General features: G+C 72.1%; 20 protein-coding genes. 9 read left to right on the top strand and 11 right to left on the bottom strand.

Annotation, left to right across the window (positions count from 1 at the left end):
* The first annotated feature begins 17 nt into the window (after window positions 1-17).
* A complete protein-coding gene (locus tag KZ829_RS17400) occupies window positions 18-809 on the top strand; it encodes a GntR family transcriptional regulator (RefSeq protein ID WP_220144935.1) in 792 nt (263 codons plus the stop codon).
* 7 nt (window positions 810-816) lie between these two features.
* Here KZ829_RS17400 and KZ829_RS17405 read toward each other — a convergent pair whose 3' ends face one another.
* A complete protein-coding gene (locus KZ829_RS17405; protein WP_220144936.1) occupies window positions 817-2,127 on the bottom strand; it encodes an alpha/beta fold hydrolase in 1,311 nt (436 codons plus the stop codon).
* 111 nt (window positions 2,128-2,238) lie between these two features.
* Here KZ829_RS17405 and KZ829_RS17410 point away from each other — a divergent pair, with 111 nt between their 5' ends.
* Together KZ829_RS17410 and KZ829_RS17415 are read left to right on the top strand one after the other, a co-directional pair.
* Window positions 2,239-3,396: a sensor histidine kinase gene (locus KZ829_RS17410; protein ID WP_220144937.1), complete on the top strand. Its 1,158-nt coding sequence runs from the start codon at window positions 2,239-2,241 to the stop codon at window positions 3,394-3,396.
* Window positions 3,384-4,058, top strand: a complete 675-nt coding sequence (locus KZ829_RS17415; protein WP_220144938.1) for a response regulator transcription factor — start codon at window positions 3,384-3,386, stop codon at window positions 4,056-4,058. The genes KZ829_RS17410 and KZ829_RS17415 overlap by 13 nt, the downstream gene beginning before the upstream one ends.
* A gap of 49 nt (window positions 4,059-4,107) precedes the next feature.
* Here KZ829_RS17415 and KZ829_RS17420 read toward each other — a convergent pair whose 3' ends face one another.
* Window positions 4,108-5,367, bottom strand: a complete 1,260-nt coding sequence (locus tag KZ829_RS17420) for a hypothetical protein (RefSeq protein WP_220144939.1) — start codon at window positions 5,365-5,367, stop codon at window positions 4,108-4,110.
* Window positions 5,368-5,530: 163 nt separating this feature from the next.
* Here KZ829_RS17420 and KZ829_RS17425 point away from each other — a divergent pair, with 163 nt between their 5' ends.
* Together KZ829_RS17425 and KZ829_RS17430 are read left to right on the top strand one after the other, a co-directional pair.
* Window positions 5,531-6,700 carry a sensor histidine kinase gene (locus tag KZ829_RS17425; protein WP_220144940.1) on the top strand — a complete coding sequence of 390 codons (1,170 nt, stop codon included), beginning with the start codon at window positions 5,531-5,533 and terminating at the stop codon, window positions 6,698-6,700.
* A complete protein-coding gene (locus KZ829_RS17430; protein ID WP_220144941.1) occupies window positions 6,697-7,353 on the top strand; it encodes a response regulator in 657 nt (218 codons plus the stop codon). The genes KZ829_RS17425 and KZ829_RS17430 overlap by 4 nt, the downstream gene beginning before the upstream one ends.
* 87 nt (window positions 7,354-7,440) lie before the next feature.
* On the opposite strand, the gene KZ829_RS17435 is transcribed toward KZ829_RS17430, so the two are convergent.
* The 7 genes from KZ829_RS17435 to KZ829_RS17465 form a co-directional block, all read right to left on the bottom strand.
* Window positions 7,441-7,761 (bottom strand): hypothetical protein, encoded by a 321-nt coding sequence (locus KZ829_RS17435; RefSeq protein ID WP_220144942.1) that lies wholly within the window; start codon window positions 7,759-7,761, stop codon window positions 7,441-7,443.
* Window positions 7,762-7,889: 128 nt separating this feature from the next.
* Window positions 7,890-8,174: a hypothetical protein gene (locus KZ829_RS17440; protein ID WP_220144943.1), complete on the bottom strand. Its 285-nt coding sequence runs from the start codon at window positions 8,172-8,174 to the stop codon at window positions 7,890-7,892.
* 238 nt (window positions 8,175-8,412) lie between these two features.
* Window positions 8,413-9,657: a cysteine--1-D-myo-inosityl 2-amino-2-deoxy-alpha-D-glucopyranoside ligase gene (gene mshC / locus KZ829_RS17445; RefSeq protein ID WP_220144944.1), complete on the bottom strand. Its 1,245-nt coding sequence runs from the start codon at window positions 9,655-9,657 to the stop codon at window positions 8,413-8,415.
* A gap of 54 nt (window positions 9,658-9,711) precedes the next feature.
* Window positions 9,712-10,527 (bottom strand): SCO1664 family protein, encoded by an 816-nt coding sequence (locus KZ829_RS17450; protein ID WP_220144945.1) that lies wholly within the window; start codon window positions 10,525-10,527, stop codon window positions 9,712-9,714.
* Window positions 10,524-11,111, bottom strand: coding sequence for a DUF3090 domain-containing protein (locus KZ829_RS17455; protein ID WP_220144946.1), 588 nt, complete (start codon window positions 11,109-11,111; stop codon window positions 10,524-10,526). The genes KZ829_RS17450 and KZ829_RS17455 overlap by 4 nt, the downstream gene beginning before the upstream one ends.
* Before the next feature lie 109 nt (window positions 11,112-11,220).
* A complete protein-coding gene (locus KZ829_RS17460; RefSeq protein WP_220144947.1) occupies window positions 11,221-11,913 on the bottom strand; it encodes a histidine phosphatase family protein in 693 nt (230 codons plus the stop codon).
* The gene (locus tag KZ829_RS17465; protein ID WP_220144948.1) at window positions 11,913-12,965 is read right to left on the bottom strand and encodes an LLM class F420-dependent oxidoreductase; all 1,053 of its coding nucleotides are present in this window, start codon (window positions 12,963-12,965) and stop codon (window positions 11,913-11,915) included. Before KZ829_RS17465 ends, KZ829_RS17460 begins: the two co-directional genes overlap by 1 nt.
* Window positions 12,966-13,103: 138 nt before the next feature.
* Here KZ829_RS17465 and KZ829_RS17470 point away from each other — a divergent pair, with 138 nt between their 5' ends.
* Window positions 13,104-14,102: an aldo/keto reductase gene (locus KZ829_RS17470; protein ID WP_220144949.1), complete on the top strand. Its 999-nt coding sequence runs from the start codon at window positions 13,104-13,106 to the stop codon at window positions 14,100-14,102.
* A gap of 294 nt (window positions 14,103-14,396) precedes the next feature.
* Window positions 14,397-14,588 (top strand): DUF5703 family protein, encoded by a 192-nt coding sequence (locus tag KZ829_RS17475; protein WP_208472072.1) that lies wholly within the window; start codon window positions 14,397-14,399, stop codon window positions 14,586-14,588.
* Between the two features lie 191 nt (window positions 14,589-14,779).
* Here KZ829_RS17475 and KZ829_RS17480 read toward each other — a convergent pair whose 3' ends face one another.
* Together KZ829_RS17480 and KZ829_RS17485 are read right to left on the bottom strand one after the other, a co-directional pair.
* The gene (locus KZ829_RS17480; RefSeq protein ID WP_220144950.1) at window positions 14,780-15,457 is read right to left on the bottom strand and encodes a hypothetical protein; all 678 of its coding nucleotides are present in this window, start codon (window positions 15,455-15,457) and stop codon (window positions 14,780-14,782) included.
* Window positions 15,458-15,479: 22 nt separating this feature from the next.
* A complete protein-coding gene (locus tag KZ829_RS17485) occupies window positions 15,480-16,787 on the bottom strand; it encodes a M20/M25/M40 family metallo-hydrolase (protein ID WP_220144951.1) in 1,308 nt (435 codons plus the stop codon).
* 76 nt (window positions 16,788-16,863) lie between these two features.
* Here KZ829_RS17485 and KZ829_RS17490 point away from each other — a divergent pair, with 76 nt between their 5' ends.
* Together KZ829_RS17490 and KZ829_RS17495 are read left to right on the top strand one after the other, a co-directional pair.
* Window positions 16,864-17,421: a hemerythrin domain-containing protein gene (locus KZ829_RS17490; RefSeq protein ID WP_372453878.1), complete on the top strand. Its 558-nt coding sequence runs from the start codon at window positions 16,864-16,866 to the stop codon at window positions 17,419-17,421.
* A gap of 125 nt (window positions 17,422-17,546) precedes the next feature.
* On the top strand, window positions 17,547-18,530 hold the full coding sequence (locus tag KZ829_RS17495) for a LysR family transcriptional regulator (protein WP_220144953.1): 984 nt from the start codon (window positions 17,547-17,549) through the stop codon (window positions 18,528-18,530).
* Window positions 18,531-18,535: the final 5 nt, after the last annotated feature.

Here is an 18,535-nt window from a genome sequence, read left to right on the forward strand (position 1 = left end):
GCTGGAAGGGGACGATCATGACCGTCAATCCGGGCGCCGCCGAGTTCCCGCATCGACAGATCGCGGCTCAGCTGCGCGAACGCATCCGCCGCGGTGACTGGCGGCCGGGCGAGCGCCTGCCCTCCATCCCGGCCATGGCGGAGATGTTCGGCGTCGCGAAGCAGACCGTGCAGCGTACCGTCGACCAGCTACGGGTCGAGGGCATCCTGATCACCAAGCCCGGCTCCGGCACGTACGTCCGGGGCACCCGCCGCCGCCTGAACCGGCTCTCCCGCGGCCGGTACGGCGCCCACCGCGGCTACCACGCCGACCTGGCCGCCCGCTACCGCCAGCAGCTCACCGCCGTCGGCCGGGAACCCGCCCCGCCCGAGGTGGCCGACGCCTTCGGGGTCCGCGACGGCACCGAGATGCTGGTCCGGCGGCATGTCGTGCGCACCGACGACGCGACCGTGGAGGTGGGCGCCTCCTGGTTCCGGGTGACCGACGCGAGCGGCACCACCCTGGAGCGGCCCGAGGCGTTCGGCCGGCCCCTCTACCAGGAGGCCGAAGAGGTGCTGGATCGCAGGTACACGACGGCCACCGACACCATCAGCGCCCGCCAGCCGAGCCGGGAGGAGGCGGAGATCCTCCAGATCCGGCCGGACACCCCGGTGCTCCATCTGCTACATGTCGCTTTCGACGAGACCCGTAAGCCGATCGAGGTGGCGCAGGCGACCTGGCCGGGGCCGATGACCACGCTGACCGAGGAGTACCGCATCCCCGTGCCGGCCGCCGAACCCGACCCCGACCCGGGACTGGCTCTGGCCTGACGAAAGCCTACGGAAGGCCTGACAGCAGCTCCGTCACCGCCGCGGCGAACCGGTCCGGCTCCTCCGACATCGGATGGTGGCCGGACTCCGGCAGGACCACGAGACGTTTGCCCGGTGCGCGCAGGGCGGCGTACCAGGTGGCGAACGGCCCGGCCAGGGAGCGCATCTCCCGGCCACCCTGCACGAAGCAGGCCGGGATCGCCAGCTCCGGCACGTCCCGGCGCAGGTCGACGTCCTGGAGGTTCGGGTAGAGGGCGTCCCAGGCGTCCAGCATCGTGGTCATCACGTGCGCCCTCGCCAGCGGGGTGTACTCGGGGACGCCCAGGTCGAACGGCGGGCCGGCGATCCCGTACACCGCGGGCGCGTGCAGCTGGAACGGCTCGTAGTCGTAGACGTCCGGCCACGGCGGCGGGCCCTGGGCGGTCAGCCGGTCCACCAGGTCGTCGCGGCCGCCCGAACGGGCCCACGCGAGCATGTCGCCGTACAGGATCCGGTCGCTGTCGCGCAGGTCGACGGCCTGACCGATGCCCAGATAGGCGTGGAACAGCCCGGGACGGCGGTGGGCGGCCGTGACCGCCGGGATCGAGCCACCCGAATGGGCGGCCAGCACGATCCGGTCCCGCCCGAACCGTTTCCGCAGGTGCCCGGTGACGGCGACGATGTCGGCCACCTCGCTGTCCAGGGTGAGCCCGGCGCCGCTACGACGGTCCAGGGTGGCCACCACGAAACGCTCCTCCAGTGCGGGCAGGCGCAGCCGCAGCATGCCGGTCATCGAGCCGCCCGGCGGGCCGGGCACGAACAGCAGCACCGGCGCCGCCGCGTCCCGGCCGCGGATCACCACCCGCAGACCGCCGACCTGGGCCAGTTCGGCGACGCCACCGGGGATCCGTTCCGTCCGGGCCGGCACGGCGGCCGCCACGGCGACCAGCACCAGCCCGGCCGCGGCCAGGCCGAGCGGGATCCGGCGCCGGGCACCGCTCCCCCACGCCGCGCCGGCCGCCATCGGGAACAGCGCCAGCAGCCCGTGCACGCCACGCCCGGTGATCAGCACCAGAAGACCCAGCACGCTCGGATGCGGCGCGTCCACCGAGGGGCCGGTCGCGCTCATCCGCGCCAGTTCGAAGGCGATGGCGTACGCGAGAGGCGCTCCCAGGATCATCCAGCGGGTGCCGGCCGCGCGCCCGGCCAGGACGCCCACCGCCAGGCTGATCGCGATCGAGGCGAGGGCCTGTCCTCCGGTGAGCGGGCCGCGTGGCGTCCACAGTGCGGCGGCCACTCCCCAGGCCACGGGAACGAGGACGGCGAGAGATCTCTTCATGCCCGGCAGCATGGAATCCCGCCCCGTCCACACACACCGGACGGCGGACGGGGTCCGGGCCCTACTTTGGTAGGTGCCGGCGCGAACGCCGTACCCCCTAGGGTTTGACCCATGCTGCTCGCTCTGCTGGTGCCGGACCCGGCAGCGCCTCGCGCGGCCTCCCGCGACCGCATCGCCGACGCCGTCGCGATCGTGTCGGCGCTGGCCTACGGCCTGGGGATGATGCTGCTCGGCGACGCCACCCGGCCCGGCGCGGCGCTGCCCTGGCCGGCCGACGTGGCGGTGGGGCTGGCCTGCGCGGCCGCGCTCACGCTGCGGCGACGGCATCCGCTCGCGGTTACGGCGGCGCTGCTGCCGTTCGGTGCGGTGTCGGTGACCGCCACCGGGCCGATCATCGTGGCGCTGTTCACCGCGGCGATCCGGTCGAGGCTTCCGGTCCTGGTCGTGCTCGGCGCGGTCGACGTCGGCACCGCCGGGCTGTACTTCGTGCTCCACGACGACCCGGCGTCCGGCATCTGGCTCGACTTCCTGGTCCGTGGCGTGGTCACCGTGGCGGCGCTGGGGTGGGGGCTGTTCGTGCAGGCGTACCGGCGTCTCACCACCTCGCTGCGCGACCACGCCGCGCGTCTGGAGGCCGAGCAGCGGCTGCGCGAGGACCGGGCCAGACTGACCGAACGCGCCCGGATCGCCCGCGAGATGCACGACGTCCTGGCCCACCGGATGTCGCTGATCAGCCTGCACGCCGGTGCTCTCGAGGTGCGCGGCACGGTGTCGCCGGAGGAGCTGACGCTGGCGGCCGGCGCGATCCGCGGCAGCGCGCACGAGGCCCTCGAGGAGCTGCGGGCCGTGGTCGGCGTGCCGAGCGGGCGTCCCGAGCCGCCGCAGCCCGGCCTCGGCGACATGGACGAGCTGGTCGGCGGCGTGCGGGCCGCCGGGATGGCCGTCGACTACCGCAACGAGCTGCCCGCGGACACCCCGCCGGAGGTCCTCGGCCGCACCGTCTACCGCATCGTCCAGGAGGGACTGACGAACGCCCGCAAGCACGGCACGGGGCCGGCCGCCACGGTGCGCCTGGCGGGTGCCGCCGGTCACGCTCTCCGCGTCACGATCACCAACCCCTTCACCGGTACGCCGTCCGCGCGGCCGCCGGGCACCGGGCTCGGCCTGGTCGGCATCTCGGAACGGGTGGCCCTGGCCGGCGGCCGCGTCACCCACGGCCCGGTGGACGGCACGTTCCACCTGGACGCCTCCCTGCCGTGGCCGGCGTGACCCCCGGCCGGCCGATCCGGCTGGTGATCGTCGACGACGACGCGCTGGTCCGGGCCGGACTGCGGATCCTGGTCGGCGGGTCGCCGGACATCGAGGTGGTGGCCGAGGCCGGCGACGGCGCGGAGGCGGTGACCGCGTCCGAGGCGCACTGGCCGGACGTCGTCCTGATGGACATCCGGATGCCCCGGGTCGACGGTCTGGTCGCGACCCGCCGCATCCGCGGCCGGCCGAACGCGCCGCAGGTGATCGTGCTGACCACCTTCGACGCCGACGAGTACGTGCTGGAGGCGCTGCGCGGCGGGGCCGCCGGATTCCTGCTGAAGGACACCCCGCCCCGGGAGATCCTGGCCGCGGTCCGGTCGGTCGCGGCCGGCAGCGCCTCCCTGTCCCCCACGGTGATCCGCCGGTTGATCGACCACGTCGCCGACCCGGAGGCCGGAACCCGCCGCGCCCGCGCCCGGACCCGGCTGGCCGCCCTCACCGACCGTGAACGCGAGGTGGCCGTCCTGGTGGGCGACGGCCGGTCCAACGCCGAGATCGCCGCCGGACTGCGCATGAGCGTCCCCACGGTGAAGGGGCACGTGTCCCGTCTGCTGAGCAAGCTGACCCTGAACAACCGTGTCCAGATCGCCCTGCTGGTCCACGACGCCGAACTGCTCTGACCCGTCCTCGGGCGCGCCGCCCCCCGGCCCGCCCGAGGACGGTGGCCGGTCAGGCCCCGGCGGGGACGGGAGCGGGCGCCGGGGCCGGGGAGCGGGCCAGGTCGCGGGCCATCAGGCCGAAGCCGGCCAGGAGCAGGAGGGGGCCGGTGACGCCGATCGGCCCGAGGCCCAGGCCGAGGAAGGCCACGATGCCGGCCACCACCAGGGCGGCCGTCCACCAGCGGGTGGTTCGGCTCACCGCGGCGCCGACCGCCACCGCGATCAGGCCCAGCAGGCTGAACAGCATGGAGGGCAGGGCCCAGCCGAAGGTGAAGGCGGCGTACCCGCCGAGGGTCTCGGCCACCCGGTCGGCGGTGGCGGCGTCCAGCACCTGACGGGCGGCCAGATCGGCGCTGTCGCCCACCATCAGGCCACTGAAGTTGATCAGGGCCAGAACGGTGATCCCGGCCGCCACCCGCGTGAACCGGTTGGCGCGGGAGGCCACGGCGAGCACGGCGGGCACGAAGAACACCCACCCGAGGTGCAGGAACAGGGCGCTGACCTGGGTCTGCACCGGCTTGGCCACACTGTCGGCGACGTCGGCGCCCCAGTCCGGCACCGTCGCCATCCCCAGTGCGAACAGCGCCGGCGCGGCGTACAGGGAGAAGAGGCCGAACCGGCGCCGGAAGGTCCCGAAGCTGTCCCGCTCGGCGGACGGGGCGGCGATGGGCCGGACCAGACGCCAGGCCGCCGCGCCGTAGGCGCCGATCAGGACGACCGGGCCGAGCAGGCAGAGCGGCACTGGCGAGATGGCGAACACCAGGTAGAGGGCCATGCCGAGCAGGGCGGCGCCGGCCGTCCACCAGTCGATGACCCGGCCGCGGGCGGCGGCGATCGGGGTGAGAATCAGCGACAGCCCCCAGCCGATCAGGCCGGGCCACTGCCAGCCGGCGACGGTGACGCTCATCGCGAGGAACTTCTCGTCGACCGCCTGCACCTGCGCGTCCGGAAGGGTCTGTTCCAGGGCGAGCAGGAAGAAGTCGTTGGCCATCAGCGCCGAGAACGTGGTCAGGCCGACGATCACGCTGATCCAGGCGATGCGGGCCAGTACGGCGCCGCGTTCGCGGATCGGGGTGAGCAGGCCCAACAGGCCGGGTACGAAGAGCACCCACGCCCAGTGCAGCAGGATCGAGTGCGCCTGCACGGCGCCCGGATGCTGCCGGTAGATCCCGTATCCCTGGTCGTCGCCGAGCGCCGGGTCCACCCCGGTCGCCACGGTCAGGGCGATCGGCGCGGCCACCAGGCACACCGCCGCGGCTTTCCGCCACATGATCGAATTCCTCCCCCTCGTCGGTGGTACGGGGCGGAACGTTAGGGACGGCGGGCGCGGGCGTCGCCAGTACGCGGAGTGATCCGGTGTCCCCCTCGAGGGGGACGGGCCGTCCTCCCGGGGGCGGGTTCGGCGCAGTGGCGCGGCACCGTACCTTCTACGCGTGTTGCGGGATGTGGTGCGGCGGATCAGCAGGAGTGACGTGGCCCTGGCGGCCGGGTTCGTGGTGTACGCGCTGCTCGAGGAGTTGCTCATCCGGATGCCGGGTGACTGGTGGCCGTCCCTGCTGGCCCTCTGCGCGGTGCTGATCCTGCTGCGCCGGCAGTTCCCGCTGACGGCGATGGTCCCGCACGGCATCGTCGTGATGAACGTGTTCTACGTCGAGTTCACCATCGACGGCGAGAAGACGATCAACTTCCGGCTCTGGCAGGTGGTCGCGATGATCATCTGCTCGTACGCGGTGGGCCGCTGGGCGCCACCGTTCGGCCCCGACCGGCGGGTCACCCGGCGCGGTCTGATCGGCGCACTGCTGATCCTCTACACGGTGGTGGCCTACTACCTCAACAATCCGGGCGACCCGATGGCCGACATCTTCTTCCCGGGCACCCCGTACGTCCTGGGGATCGTGGTGGCGAACCAGGCGCGGAAGCTGGCCGAGGCGGCGGCGGTGCGGGCCGAGTTCCGGGAGCGGCAGGCCCGTGAGGCGATCATGGAGGAGCGGGTGCGGATCGCCCGCGAGCTGCACGACATGGTGGCGCACAGTGTCACGGTCATGGTGATCCAGGCCGGGGTGGTGCGGCGGCGGATGGACGCGGAGCTGCCGGTCGACCCGCAGTTGCTCCGCGGCATCGAGGAGGCGGGGCGGGACGCGGTGGTCGAGTTACGCCGTACCCTGGGGCTGCTGCGCGGCGAGGGCGGGGACGGCACGGCCCAGGCGCCGGCCGGTCTGGAGCGGCTGGAGGATCTGGTCGGGCAGGTTCGCGAGACGGGGCTGCGGGTGACCGTCCAGCGCGACGGCGACCCGGTGCCGCTGCTGCCGGCCGTGGACCTGTCGGCCTATCGCATCGTCCAGGAGGCACTGACCAACGTGCTGAAACACGCCCACGCGAGCCACGCCGAGCTGACCGTCGACTACCGTGCCGACGGCCTGCATCTGGGGGTGGTCAACGACGGGCCGCCGGCCGCCCCGGCGGCCGGCGGCGGGCAGGGGCTGATCGGGATGCGGGAGCGGGTGACGCTGTTCGGCGGCGATCTCACCGCCGGGCCCCGTGCCGGTGGCGGGTTCGCGGTCACCGCCCGCCTGCCGGTCACCGCCCGGGAGGCCCGCCCGTGACGATCAGTGTGGTGATCGCCGACGACCAGCGGATGCTGCGGGCCGGGTTGCGCATGGTGATCGAGACCGAGCCGGACATGAACGTGGTCGGCGAGGCCAGCGACGGTGTGGAGGCGGTCGCGGTGGCGCGGCGGCTGCGGCCGGACGTGGTGCTCATGGACATCGCCATGCCCCGCCAGGACGGGTTGTCCGCGACCCGGGCGCTGCTGGCCACCCCGGATCCGCCGCGGGTGATCGTGCTGACCACCTTCGACACCGACGAGAACCTGTTCCGGGCGTTGCAGGCCGGGGCCAGCGGCTTCCTGCTGAAGGTGTCCTCACCGGAGCACCTGATCACCGCGATCCGGGTGGTGGCGGGCGGGGAGGCGCTGCTCGACCCGGCGGTGACGACCCGGGTGATCTCGGCGTTCGCCGGGCGGCCGGGGCCGGAGCCGCCGCCCGAGGTGGGTGAGCTGACGCCACGGGAGCTGGACGTGCTGCGGCTGATGGCGCGGGGGATGTCGAACGGGGAGATAGCGGCGGCGCTCACCGTGGGCGAGGCGACGGTGAAGACGCATGTGGCGCGGGTGCTGATGAAAATCGGGCTGCGGGACCGGGTGCAGGCGGTCGTCTACGCGTACGAGTCGGGGCTGGTCCGGGCCGGCGGCGGTTGATGCCCCAGAAGTTTTCGACGCCCGAGGCGCCGGTGCGGGCCTCGGGCGTTCGTCCCTGACGGTGTTGCCGGGGGTCTGTTACGGCGGTCAGTTGAAGATCGAGCCGGCCGCCCGGCGCTGGCCGCCGAAGGCGTTCTGGTTCTGGTCGATCAGGCTGATGTTGATCAGGCCGTGCTGCTCGACGTAGGCGCGCTGGACAGCCGCGTACGTGTTCCCGCCCTGCTGCGGCCGAGCGTAACCGGAGGGACCGTAGGCCGAGCCGTAGGCCGGACCGTAGGCCGAGCCGTAGGCGGGCGAAACCGGGCCACAACCGCAGGAGAGAGCCGCCGCCTGAGCCGGGGCGGACACTGCCAGGGCGGCGCCGGTCGCAATGAGGAAACCGCCGAGAGTCAGAGCCGTCTTACGCATGTCTTACCTTTCCAGTACAAGTGTTTGGACAAGTTGCCGGAGACCGGCCGAGCTGACGCCCGAAGCGCCATCGGCGCTTCGGGCGTCAGTCGAACAACGAATCCACTACGCGAGTGGAAACGGTATTGTCACCAACCCCAGATGTCGTCGCCGGCCTGAATCTGCGTGCCGAACGCGTTCTGGTTCTGGTTGACCTCGCTGATGTTGTACTTGCCAACCTGCCGAACATCGGCGTTCTGGGAGACGATGTAGTTGTTCGGCTTCTGGTAGCCGTACGGCTTGTAGCAGTTGTAGGTGTAGTTGTAGCCGCCGCACGTCGGGGTGCTCGGGGCAGCCTGGGCGGGGGCGGACACTGCCAGGGCGGCGCCGGTCGCGAGGAAGAGCCCACCCAGGTACAGAGCCGTCTTGCGCATGGTGTTTCCTTTCGGATTTGGGGTTTGGCTTGTTGTGCCAAGGAGAATCTTGGACGGAACGACCCGCGATCGCTGGGATTTGGCCGAACAACTTCCGCCGTTTCACCTAATAGAGGAAACTCCCGAAACCCGGCCGGAATCTGGCTAGGGTCACGCGGGGCGTCCCTCTTCCCGAACGGCCCCCGGATACGTGAAAGGCCCCCGCCCAAGCGTGGACGGGGGCCTTTTCTGAATGGCCTTACAGGCGCACACCGAGAAGAGCGTCCACCGTTCGTGTCATCAGCTCCGGCGCGCCGGAGTCGTCGCCCACGCCGGCCAGCGCCGCCTCCGCCCAGGCGTCCACGAGAGACAGCGCGGCGGGCGCGTCCAGATCGTCGGCGAGCGCCTCACGGACCGCCGCCAGGAGGCCGGCCCCGGACGGCCCGGACGGCGCGGCGGCCGCCTCCCGCCACCGGGCCAGCCGCGACTGGCCCTGCTTGAGCACGTCGTCGGTCCAGTCCCGGTCGGCGCGGTAGTGCCCGGAGAGCAGGCCGAGCCGGACCGCCATCGGGTCCACCCCGTCACCGCGCAGCCGGGACACGAAGACCAGATTGCCGCGCGACTTCGACATCTTCTCGCCGTCCAGGCCGATCATCCCGGCGTGCACGTAGTGCGCGGCGAACGGCTCCGCCCCGGTCAGCACCTCGGCGTGCGCCGCCGAGCACTCGTGGTGGGGGTAGAGCAGGTCGCTGCCGCCGCCCTGCACGTCGATGGTGTCGCCGAGCAGGCGGAGCGCGATGGTGGCGCACTCGATGTGCCAGCCCGGGCGGCCGGGGCCGAGCTCGCCGCCGTCCCACACCGGCTCACCGTCGCGGGCGCCGCGCCACAGCAGCGGGTCGAGCGGGTCCCGCTTGCCGGCCCGGTCCGGGTCGCCGCCGCGCTCAGCGGAGAGCACCGTCATCTCGTCGCGCGACAGGTGCGACTCGTAGCCGAACCGGGGCGCGGCGGAGATGTCGAAGTAGACGTCGCCGGTGCCGTCGCCGAGCTGGTACGCGGCCCCTTTCCCGACCAGTTCGACGACGTGCTCGACGATTCCCGGAATGGACTCGACGGCGCCGACGTAGTGGGCGGGTGGAATGATCCGCAGCGCCTCCATGTCCTCCCGGAAGAGGGCCGTCTCCCGCATCGCCAGAACGATCCAGTCCTCGCCGTCGCGCTCGGCGCGTTCCAGCAACGGGTCGTCGATGTCAGTCACATTCTGCACATATCGGACATCGTTTCCGAGGTCCCGCCACATACGATTCACCAGATCGAAGGTGATCATCGTGGCGGCGTGCCCGAGGTGGGTGGCGTCGTACGGCGTGATCCCGCAGACGTACATCGTGGCGCTGCCGGCCGGCGTGCTGGGCTGCGCCGACGCCCGCGCCGTGTCGTACAGCCGCAGCGGGGACCGCGCGGGCGAGTCCGGCAGGGTGGGAACGTCGTGGCCGGTCCATGCATCCATGAAAGGAGCCTAACCAGCGGCCCCGGAAGGGGCCCTAGGGCGTGAGCTAAACCTCTAGATCGGCGGCCAGGGAATAGCCGGCCAGTCGGTCGGCGGCTGGGGGAACCGCTCCGCCCTCAGCAGCCGCTTCACCCGCAGCGCGGCATGCTGCACCTCGGTCACCGTCAGATGCTCCTCCAGCGCCGCGCCGAGCGGGCCGGTCAGCTGCTCGCCGAGCCGGGTGAGCACCGCCGTGCCCTCGCCCGGCAGCGGCCGGCCGGTCCAGCCCCAGAGCACCGTGCGCAACTTGTTCTCCACGTGGAAGCTGACCCCGTGGTCCACCCCGTGCAGGCCGCCGGTCGCCGGGTAGAGCACGTGCCCACCCTTGCGGTCGGCATTGTTGATCACCGCGTCGAAGAGGGCCAGCCGGGCCAGGCGCGGGTCGTCGGCGTGGGCCAGCGCGAACGCGTCGCCGTCGTCGTCGCGCGCCGCGGCCACCGGGATCCAGCCGGGCGGCACGTCGTACGCCGGGACGAACCCGATCAGCGCGGGCACCTCCTCCGGCTCGTCGATCCAGAGTTGCAGCGCCCCGGGGCCGAGCGGCCCGTCCCGCAGGACGGTGGGCGGCACCAGATCCCACCCGGTGGCCCGGGAGACCAGGTAGGCCGACACCTCACGGCCGGCCAGCGTGCCGTCCGGGAAGTCCCACAGCGGGCGCTCGCCGCGCACCGGCTTGTAGACGCAGCGCCGGGTCAGCCCGTCCAGGCTGATCTCGGCGCGCAGGGTGGTGTTGGAGGCGTCCACGAGACGCCCCTCGATCTCGATCCGCCCGCGCCCGAGCAACTCGAGCGCGTCGGCCTCGGCCAGCACCGACGTCGGCTCCGCCGTCACCGGTGGTAGCCGTTGTGCCGGGGACAGAGGTGACCGGCCGGGTCGAGCGGCTGGCCGCAGAGCGGGCACGGCGGCCGGCCGGCGGCCACGACACGGCGGGCCCGGTCGATGAACGCGCGGGTCGCCTCGGGGGTGAGCCGCACCCGGAGCCGGTCCAGATCGTCGTCCGGCTCGTCGTCGTCGGCTTCCTCGTCGTCCTCGTCGTCGAGCGGGCTGCCGGAGAGATCGGCATCCGGCTCACCGGCCTCTATCGCCTCGATCACGACGGTGCTGGTGTCGACGTCGAAGGCCAGGCCCAGCGTGCCGACGCGGAACTCCTCGTCGACCGGGGTGTCGAGCGGCTCGTTGTCGTGCCCGGCCGTCAGCGCGACCTCCGGCAGCGTGACGCCGAACCGCTTGTTCGCCTCGAGGAGCAGCTCCTCCAGCTTCTCGGCGAGCAGCGACACCTGGACCTTCTCCAGCGCGACGCTGATCACCCGGCCGCCACCGCGGGCCTGGAGATAGAAAGTGCGGTCCCCCGGCTCGCCCACCGTCCCGGCGACGAACCGCTCCGGCGGCTCGAAGGCATGCACTTGGTGGGTCATGCGGACAACCCTAGCCATCCGCGCCGGTAACCGCGCGGGCCAAGGTCCCCGGTTCGCCGAGGGCGCAAACCGGCCCACGCTGCGACGATACAGCGATCACGCAGCGTCGTCAGACACCGCCACCGGCGCCACCACCCACGGCCGCGTCACTCTCCGCGGCCCGCTCCCGCCCATCGATCTTCGGGGGTACGAGCGAGCCCAGTTCACCGGTCTCGTTGAGGCGAACCACGAACGGCCGCCCGGCGGTGTACCGGATCGCGGTGATCGACGCCGGGTCGGCCACGATCCGCTGGAACTGGTCGAGGTGCAGGCCCAGCGCATCGGCCACGATCGCCTTGATCACATCACCGTGGCCGCACGCCAGCCAGACCGAGTCCGCGCCGTGCTCGGCGGTGATCTTCGCGTCCCAGGAGCGGATCGCCTCGACCGCCCGTGCCGACATCGCGGCCATCGACTCGCCGTTCGGGAAGACGACCGCGCTGGGGTGGTGCTGGACGACCTGCCAGAGCGGCTCCTGGGCCAGCTCCTTCAGCGGCCGGCCCTCCCAGTCGCCGTACCCGCACTCGGTCAGGCGTTCGTCCAGCGCCGGCTCGGCGCCCGGCACCGCCAGCCCGACCGTCTGCCGGCACCGGACGAGCGGGCTGGAGACGACCGCGGCCAGCGGCAGCCCGTCCAGGCGGGCGGCCACCCGGGACGCCTGGGCACGGCCGGTGTCGTCCAGCTCGACCGGCCGGCGCCCGGCCAGTTCCCCGGAGGCGTTCGCGGTGGTCCGGCCGTGCCGGAGCAGGAGCACGGTGGCCACTAGCGGCCCACGCCGGATTCGTCGAAGGCCTCGGCCACGATCCGCAGCGTCCGCAGCCCGCTCTCCAGATCGCCCACGTAGGGGCTGATCGACAGCGTGCCGACACCGGCCGCCGCGTACTCCTCGATCCGTTTCCGGACCTGCTCGCGGGTGCCGATGATCGAGGTGCGCTCGATGAACTCGCGGGGCACCGCGGCCGCCGCCTCGACCGGCTTCCGGCTCAGGTAGAGGTCCTGCACCGTCTTCGCCTCGTCGGCGTAGCCGAGCCGGACCGCGAGCGCGTTGTAGAAGTTCTGCTCACGGCTGCCCATCCCCCCGACGTAGAGCGCCGCGTACGGCCGGATCACGTCGGCGCAGGCGTCCAGGTCGTCGCCGATCGCCACCGGCACGCTGGCCACCACGTCGAAACCGGACAGCCCGAGGCCCCGCCTGGCCCGCCCGGCCGCGATGTGCCGCATCTGGTCGCCGGACGCGTCCGGGGCCAGGAAGATCCCCAGCCAGCCGTCGGCGATCTCACCGGCCAGCTCCAGGTTCTTCGGGCCGACCGCGGCCAGATAGACCGGGATATCGGTACGCGCCGGGTGGAAACCCAGCCTCAGCGGCTTGCCGGCGCCGCCGGGCAGCGGCAGCGTGTAGTGCTCGCCCTGGTAGGACACCGCCTGACGGGACAGCGCCTGCCTGACGATGGCCACGTACTCCCGGGTGCGGGCCAGCGGCTTGGCGAACCGCACACCGTGCCAGCCCTCGGACACCTGCGGGCCGGAGACGCCCAGGCCCAGCCGGAACCGCTTGCCGGACAGGGTGTCCAGGGTGGCGGCGGTCATCGCGGTCATCGCCGGGGTCCGCGCCGGGATCTGCATGACAGCCGCGCCCAGGTCGATCCGCTCGGTCTGGCCGGCGATCCAGGCGAGCATGCTCACCGTGTCCGAACCGTACGCCTCGGCGGCCCAGACCACCGAGTAGCCGAGCCGGTCCGCCTCCCGCGCCATGGCGAGATGATCGGCGGGAGTGCTCCACGCCGTCTGATAGCCGAGGCTGAGTCCGAGCCGCACCGAGCTGCCCTCCCGAGATCTTGATGGGTCTCGGGCAAGCGTACTGACCGAAGACCGACCCGTTTCGGTCCGGTAACCGACCCACCCGGCTGAGGCTCGAGCATTTCGCGAAAGGGCTGGTCTGAATAAGGTTCACTCATGCATCAGCGACCGCTCGGCCGAAGCGGGCTAGCGGTTTCGCGGCTCGCGCTCGGCACCATGACCTGGGGCCGGGACACCGACCCCGACGACGCGGCGGATCAGCTGAAGATCTTCCTGGAGGCGGGCGGCACGCTTCTGGACACCGCCGACGTGTACGGCGACGGCGACGCCGAGTCGGTGATCGGCTCGCTGCTCGACCACCTGGTCCCCCGCGACGAGGTGGTGATCGCCACCAAGGCGGGCCTCACCCCGCACCGCTACCGCCCGCGCGACGGCTCCCGCGGCAACCTGCTGCGCTCGCTGGACGCGTCGCTGCGCCGGCTCGGCACCGACTACGTCGACCTGTGGCAGGTGCACGGGTACGACGCCCAGACCCCGTTCGAGGAGACCCTGGCCGCGCTGGACCACGCGGTGGCCAGCGGCCGGGTCCGCTACGTCGGCGTGTCCAACTTCGCCGCCTGGCAGACCGCCCGCGCCGCCACCTGGCAGACCGCCCACCCCGGCCGGGCCCCGATCGTGGCCGCCCAGATGGAGTACTCGCTGTTGGAACGCGGCATCGAACGCGAGATCCTGCCGTCCGCCGCCGCCCTCGGATTCGGCGTGCTGGCCTGGTCGCCGCTGGGCCGCGGGGTGCTCACCGGCAAGTACCGCAACGGCCGCCCGCTCGACTCGCGGGCCGCCTCCGAGCACATGGCCCCGTTCGTACGGACCTACCTGGAGCCCCGCAGCTCCAGCATCGTCGAGGCGGTGGTCACCGCGGCGAGCGGCCTGGGAGTGTCCCCGCTGGAGGTGGCCCTGGCCTGGATCCGCGACCGCCCGGGCGTGGCCGCCCCGGTCCTCGGCGCCCGTACCGCGGGTCAGTTGGAGGGCGCCCTGCGCAGCGAGCACCTCACCCTCCCGGCCGAGATCGCCTTCGCCCTCGACGACGTCTCCGCGATCGAGGTCGGCTACCCCGAACGCGACGGCGCCAGCCACCCCCACAGCTACTACGGCTGAACCGGGAGGCCCGGCGCGCTGCACTCGACAGCGACGTCCACCCATAGCCGAAGCCAGGACGGGGAGATCAGGGCTGACCTGTACGCCGACCCGCCCAGCTTCAACGGGTTGTACAACCAGCCGCTCTGGACCGTGAGCTCGATGACATTCCCTGGGCGAGGCTGGGACGGTGGGCGTCGCCTGGGCCCGCACCCTGATCCAGCCGGCGCGGCCCGGTCAGGGCGGTCGCTGTTCTGGAGGATAAGCGCTGGTCAGCGCTTGTCGTCCGTCAGGGTGCGGAGCATATTAGACGCCATGGACTACGAATACGCGCCGCTACGGTTGCCTTCGAATGTCGATCGTCTGACCGCGGCGGCGCAGCTCGCCATCCAGGCCGAGTTCTCCGGCTGGGAGCTGGCCAGGGTTCAGCTCTTCGCCGACGGCAGCCGCAAGGTGATGCTCCGCCGTCGCCTCCAGCCCACCCCGCAGCCCGGCCTCAGTTACTGAAACCCGTTCGGCAGACGCCGAACGGGTTTCTTCATGACGATGCCGGACCGGCGGGAACCGCGACCAGAATCGCGGCGCGCCCGTCGGTGTCGAGGGTGCCGAAAACGACTGGCGAAGCGTGGTCGTTCTCGGTGCACTCGACACCGACTTGAAGGGCGTGACGCAGCGAGCCGGAGGCGAAGCAATCAGACTCAGTGCTTGTGACCGGCGTGGTCGTGATCGTGGTCGTCCTCGTCGGGCAGGAACGGGTGCTCGTCGAGACGGCCGACCAGCAGGTCGCCCTCGACCGGGGCGAACGGGCCGCTGCCGTCCGCGTCGTCGAAGGCCTCCAGGTCGAGCGGCTCGGTCACCTCGGTGACGGTGAGCAGGCCGTCGAGCGGCTCCAGCTCGGGCACGTCCAGCGAGGCGAGCGACCCGTCGCCGGCCTGCAGCAGCTCGAGCACCGCCTCGCCGACCGACTCGACCGGGCCCGCGTCCTCGTCCTCGGGGACGGAGCTGCGCCGGGCCGCCTCGGCGACCCGCAGCAGGGCGGTGACGCTGGGCACCCGGTAGTCGCGGCGCTGCCGGACCGAGACGACCTGCGGGTACGGGTCGGCGCCCGGCCCGCCCGCGGAGTCGGCCAGCTGACCGAACCGGCGGTCCGCCTCGTCCGGGTCGATGGACTCGACGTCCCACGGCGTGACCTCACCGAAGGCGTCCAGCAGCTTCTCGTCGTACGCGAAGGAGGCGTTGTTGAGATCGACATACGCCTGCCAGACGTCGTCGTCGTCGATGCGGCCGGCGGCCGTCTTGACGGCCGCGAGATGCGCCCGCGCCGCCTCGACCACCCGCTCGAGAGCCTCGTCGAGCCCGGCGTTCTGGTCAGTCATGGAATTGGGGGTCCTTCCGATTTCAGCTGTTTCGGAGCAAACGGTCGAGCACACGCACGCCGAACTTTAGTCCCTCCACCGGGACTCGCTCGTCGATGCCGTGGAAGAGGGCACTGAAGTTGAGATCCGGAGGCAGCCGGAGCGGCGCGAAGCCGAAGCAGCGGATGCCGAGCGTGGCGAAGGCCTTGGCGTCGGTGCCGCCGGACATCAGGTACGGCACGGTACGCGCTCCCGGGTCCTCGGCGCGCAGCGCGGCCCCCATGGCGTCGACCAGGGCGCCGTCGAAGGAGGTCTCCACGGCCGGCTGCTGGTGCACGTGCTCGATCTCCAGGTCCGGCCCGATCACGTCACGCAGTTCGCGCAGGAACGCGTCGGCGTGGCCCGGCAGGGTCCGGCAGTCGATGGTGGCCGACGCCCGGCCCGGGATGACGTTGTCCTTGTAGCCGGCTTCCAGGCGGGTCGGGTTGGCGGTGTTGCGCAGGGTGGCGCCGATCAGGTTGGCGATCGGGCCGAGCTTGGCGACCGCGAGCTCCGGCTCGTCCGGGTCCAGCTCGATCTCCAAGGCGTCGCTGACCTGCTCCAGGAAGGCCCGTACGGTCGGGGTGACGATGGTCGGGAACCGGTGCCGGCCGACCCGCGCGACGGCCTCGGCCAGCGCGGTGACCGCGTTGTCATCGTGGATGAAGGAGCCGTGGCCGGGCCGCCCGGTGGCGTGCAGCCGCAGCCAGTCGAGTCCTTTCTCGGCGGTCTGCACGAGATAGAGACGGAGGTCGTCGTTGACGGTGTACGAGTACCCGCCGACCTCACCGATCGCCTCGGTGCAGCCTTCGAACTCGTCCGGGTGGTTGCGGACCAGCCACTGGGAGCCGTACTCCATGCCGGCCTCCTCGTCGGCGGTGTACGCCAGGACGATGTCGCGCGGCGGGACGTAGCCGGTGCGCTTCCACTCGCGGACGACGGACAGCACCATGGCGTCGAAGTCCTTCATGTCGACCGCCCCGCGGCCCCACAGGTAGCCGTCCTTCTCCTCGCCGGAGAACGGCGGGACCGACCACTCGCTCGCGTCGGCCGGGACGACGTCGAGGTGCCCGTGGACGAGCAGCGCGCCCCGGGACGGGTCGGCGCCGGGTATCCGGGCGATCAGGTTGGCCCGTTTCGGCGCGGACTCCAGCAGCCGCGACCCGATCCCGACCTCGCCCAGCCTCTCCGCGACGTACTCGGCGGCGGCCCGCTCGCCCACGGTGGTCCGCTGGTCGCCGGTGTTGGTCGTGTCGATGCGCAGCAGGTCACGGCAGAGCCCGGTGACCTCGCTCTCGGCGGTGGTGTCCATCCGCCCTTCTTACCAGCCGGTTGTAACAGGGGTTTGGGCGGAGAGCCGGGAAGGGTATCGGACGGCCGTGTCTGACGTGAATCTTCCCCCGCTGCCGCCGACCGGCGGCGAGACGACCGGCCGCAGCATCGTCGACGTGGTCGGCGAGCAGCACCGGCGGATCCTCGCCCTGACCGAGCGGCTGAGGACGGCGCCCGCCGACCGGCGGGTCGCCGACGTGCTGATCGCCACCGTGTCCCGGCACCTGAGCGCCGAGGAGCAGTACCTCTACCCGGCGGTCCGGACCGCGGTGCCCGGCGGTGACCAGATCGCCGACCGGGAACTGGCCGAGGACGAACAGCTGCTGCGGTTGCTGAGCGAGGGCGACGTGGGCGAGTTCGGCCCCGCGATCGAGCGGCACGTGGCGGCCGACGCCGGGGAGCTGCTGCCGCTGCTGGAGCAGATGGTCTCGGCCGAGGATCTGATCCGGCTCGGCAACCGGTTCGAGACGGCCGTGGAGGCGGCGCCGACCCGCCCGCATCCGGCCACGCCGTCGTCACCGCCGTGGAACAAGGTGGTCGACCCGATCGTGGGCGTGGTGGACAAATTGCGGGACGCGGTCACCGCACGTGCCACGTACATGAGCGATCTGTGACGATAAATGGATTACAGGCGGTAAGGACGGTCTGTCCTGTTCGTTCATACGTTTGTCACAGGTCGCCGATCATTCCACGCTTCCCGGACTAGCATTCCCTCCCGTTCTAGTCCTAACGTCACGCTATGAACCTCGAGCTGCGGCATCTGAAGGTGGTCTGCGCCATCGCGGAGACCGGCAGCGTGACCAAGGCCGCGTCACAACTCGGCCTTGCCCAGCCTGCACTCACCGCCCAACTCCAGCGGATCGAGCGCACTCTGGGTGGCCCGCTGTTCGATCGTGACCGCCGGGGCGCACGCCCCACGGCACTGGGAGAGCTGGTGCTGTCCCGCGCCAGGGTGTTGCTGCCAGCGATGAAGGGCCTGCAGGACGAGGCGGCCCGGCTGGCCGCCGGCGGAGGGCACGACACGATGAGCAGGTACCGCATCGGCGCCATCAGCGGCCCGGTCGTGGCACACCTGGTGCACCGCCTGTCGGCGACCCAGCCGGAGTCGCAGATCTCCACCCACGCGTCCTACTACATCTCCGACCTGTCGAGCATGGTGCTCGCCGGCAAGCTGGACTACGCGCAGGTGGGTGTCTGCGGCGACGCCATCCCCTCGGCGGAGTACGGGCTGGTCTGGGAGACGATCGGCATCGACGCGGTCTGCGTGCTGATGCCGGAGGACCACCCACAGGCCAAGAACATGGAGGTCGACCTGGCCGACCTGGCCGATGAGCACTGGGTGGCCAGCGCCGGGGACGGCTGCTTCGCCGACTGTTTCGCCGCGGCCTGCGCCCGGGCCGGCTTCGCCCCGCGCCGGGTGCTGGAGTCGGACGTCCGCAACTGTGTCGACATGGTGGAGCTGGGCTCCGCGATCGGGCTCTGCCAGCCCACCTTCCGCGCGCCGGCCGGGCTGGTCAGCCGGCCGTTGATGGGGGCGCCGCTGCGCTGGCGGATGATCCTCGGCTGGCACCCGGACTCGCAGGCCGCCCGCAGCGCGCCCAACCTGATGGGCCACGCGCAGGAGGCGTACCAGGAGATCCTGGCCCGCAACGAGAACTACATGGAATGGATCCGCACCCAGACCCATCTGGGCGGCGGCAGCAGTCAGCTGGCCGCGGCGTGACGCGG

This window comes from Actinoplanes hulinensis (genome assembly GCF_019429605.1).
Lineage (GTDB): Bacteria > Actinomycetota > Actinomycetes > Mycobacteriales > Micromonosporaceae > Actinoplanes > Actinoplanes campanulatus.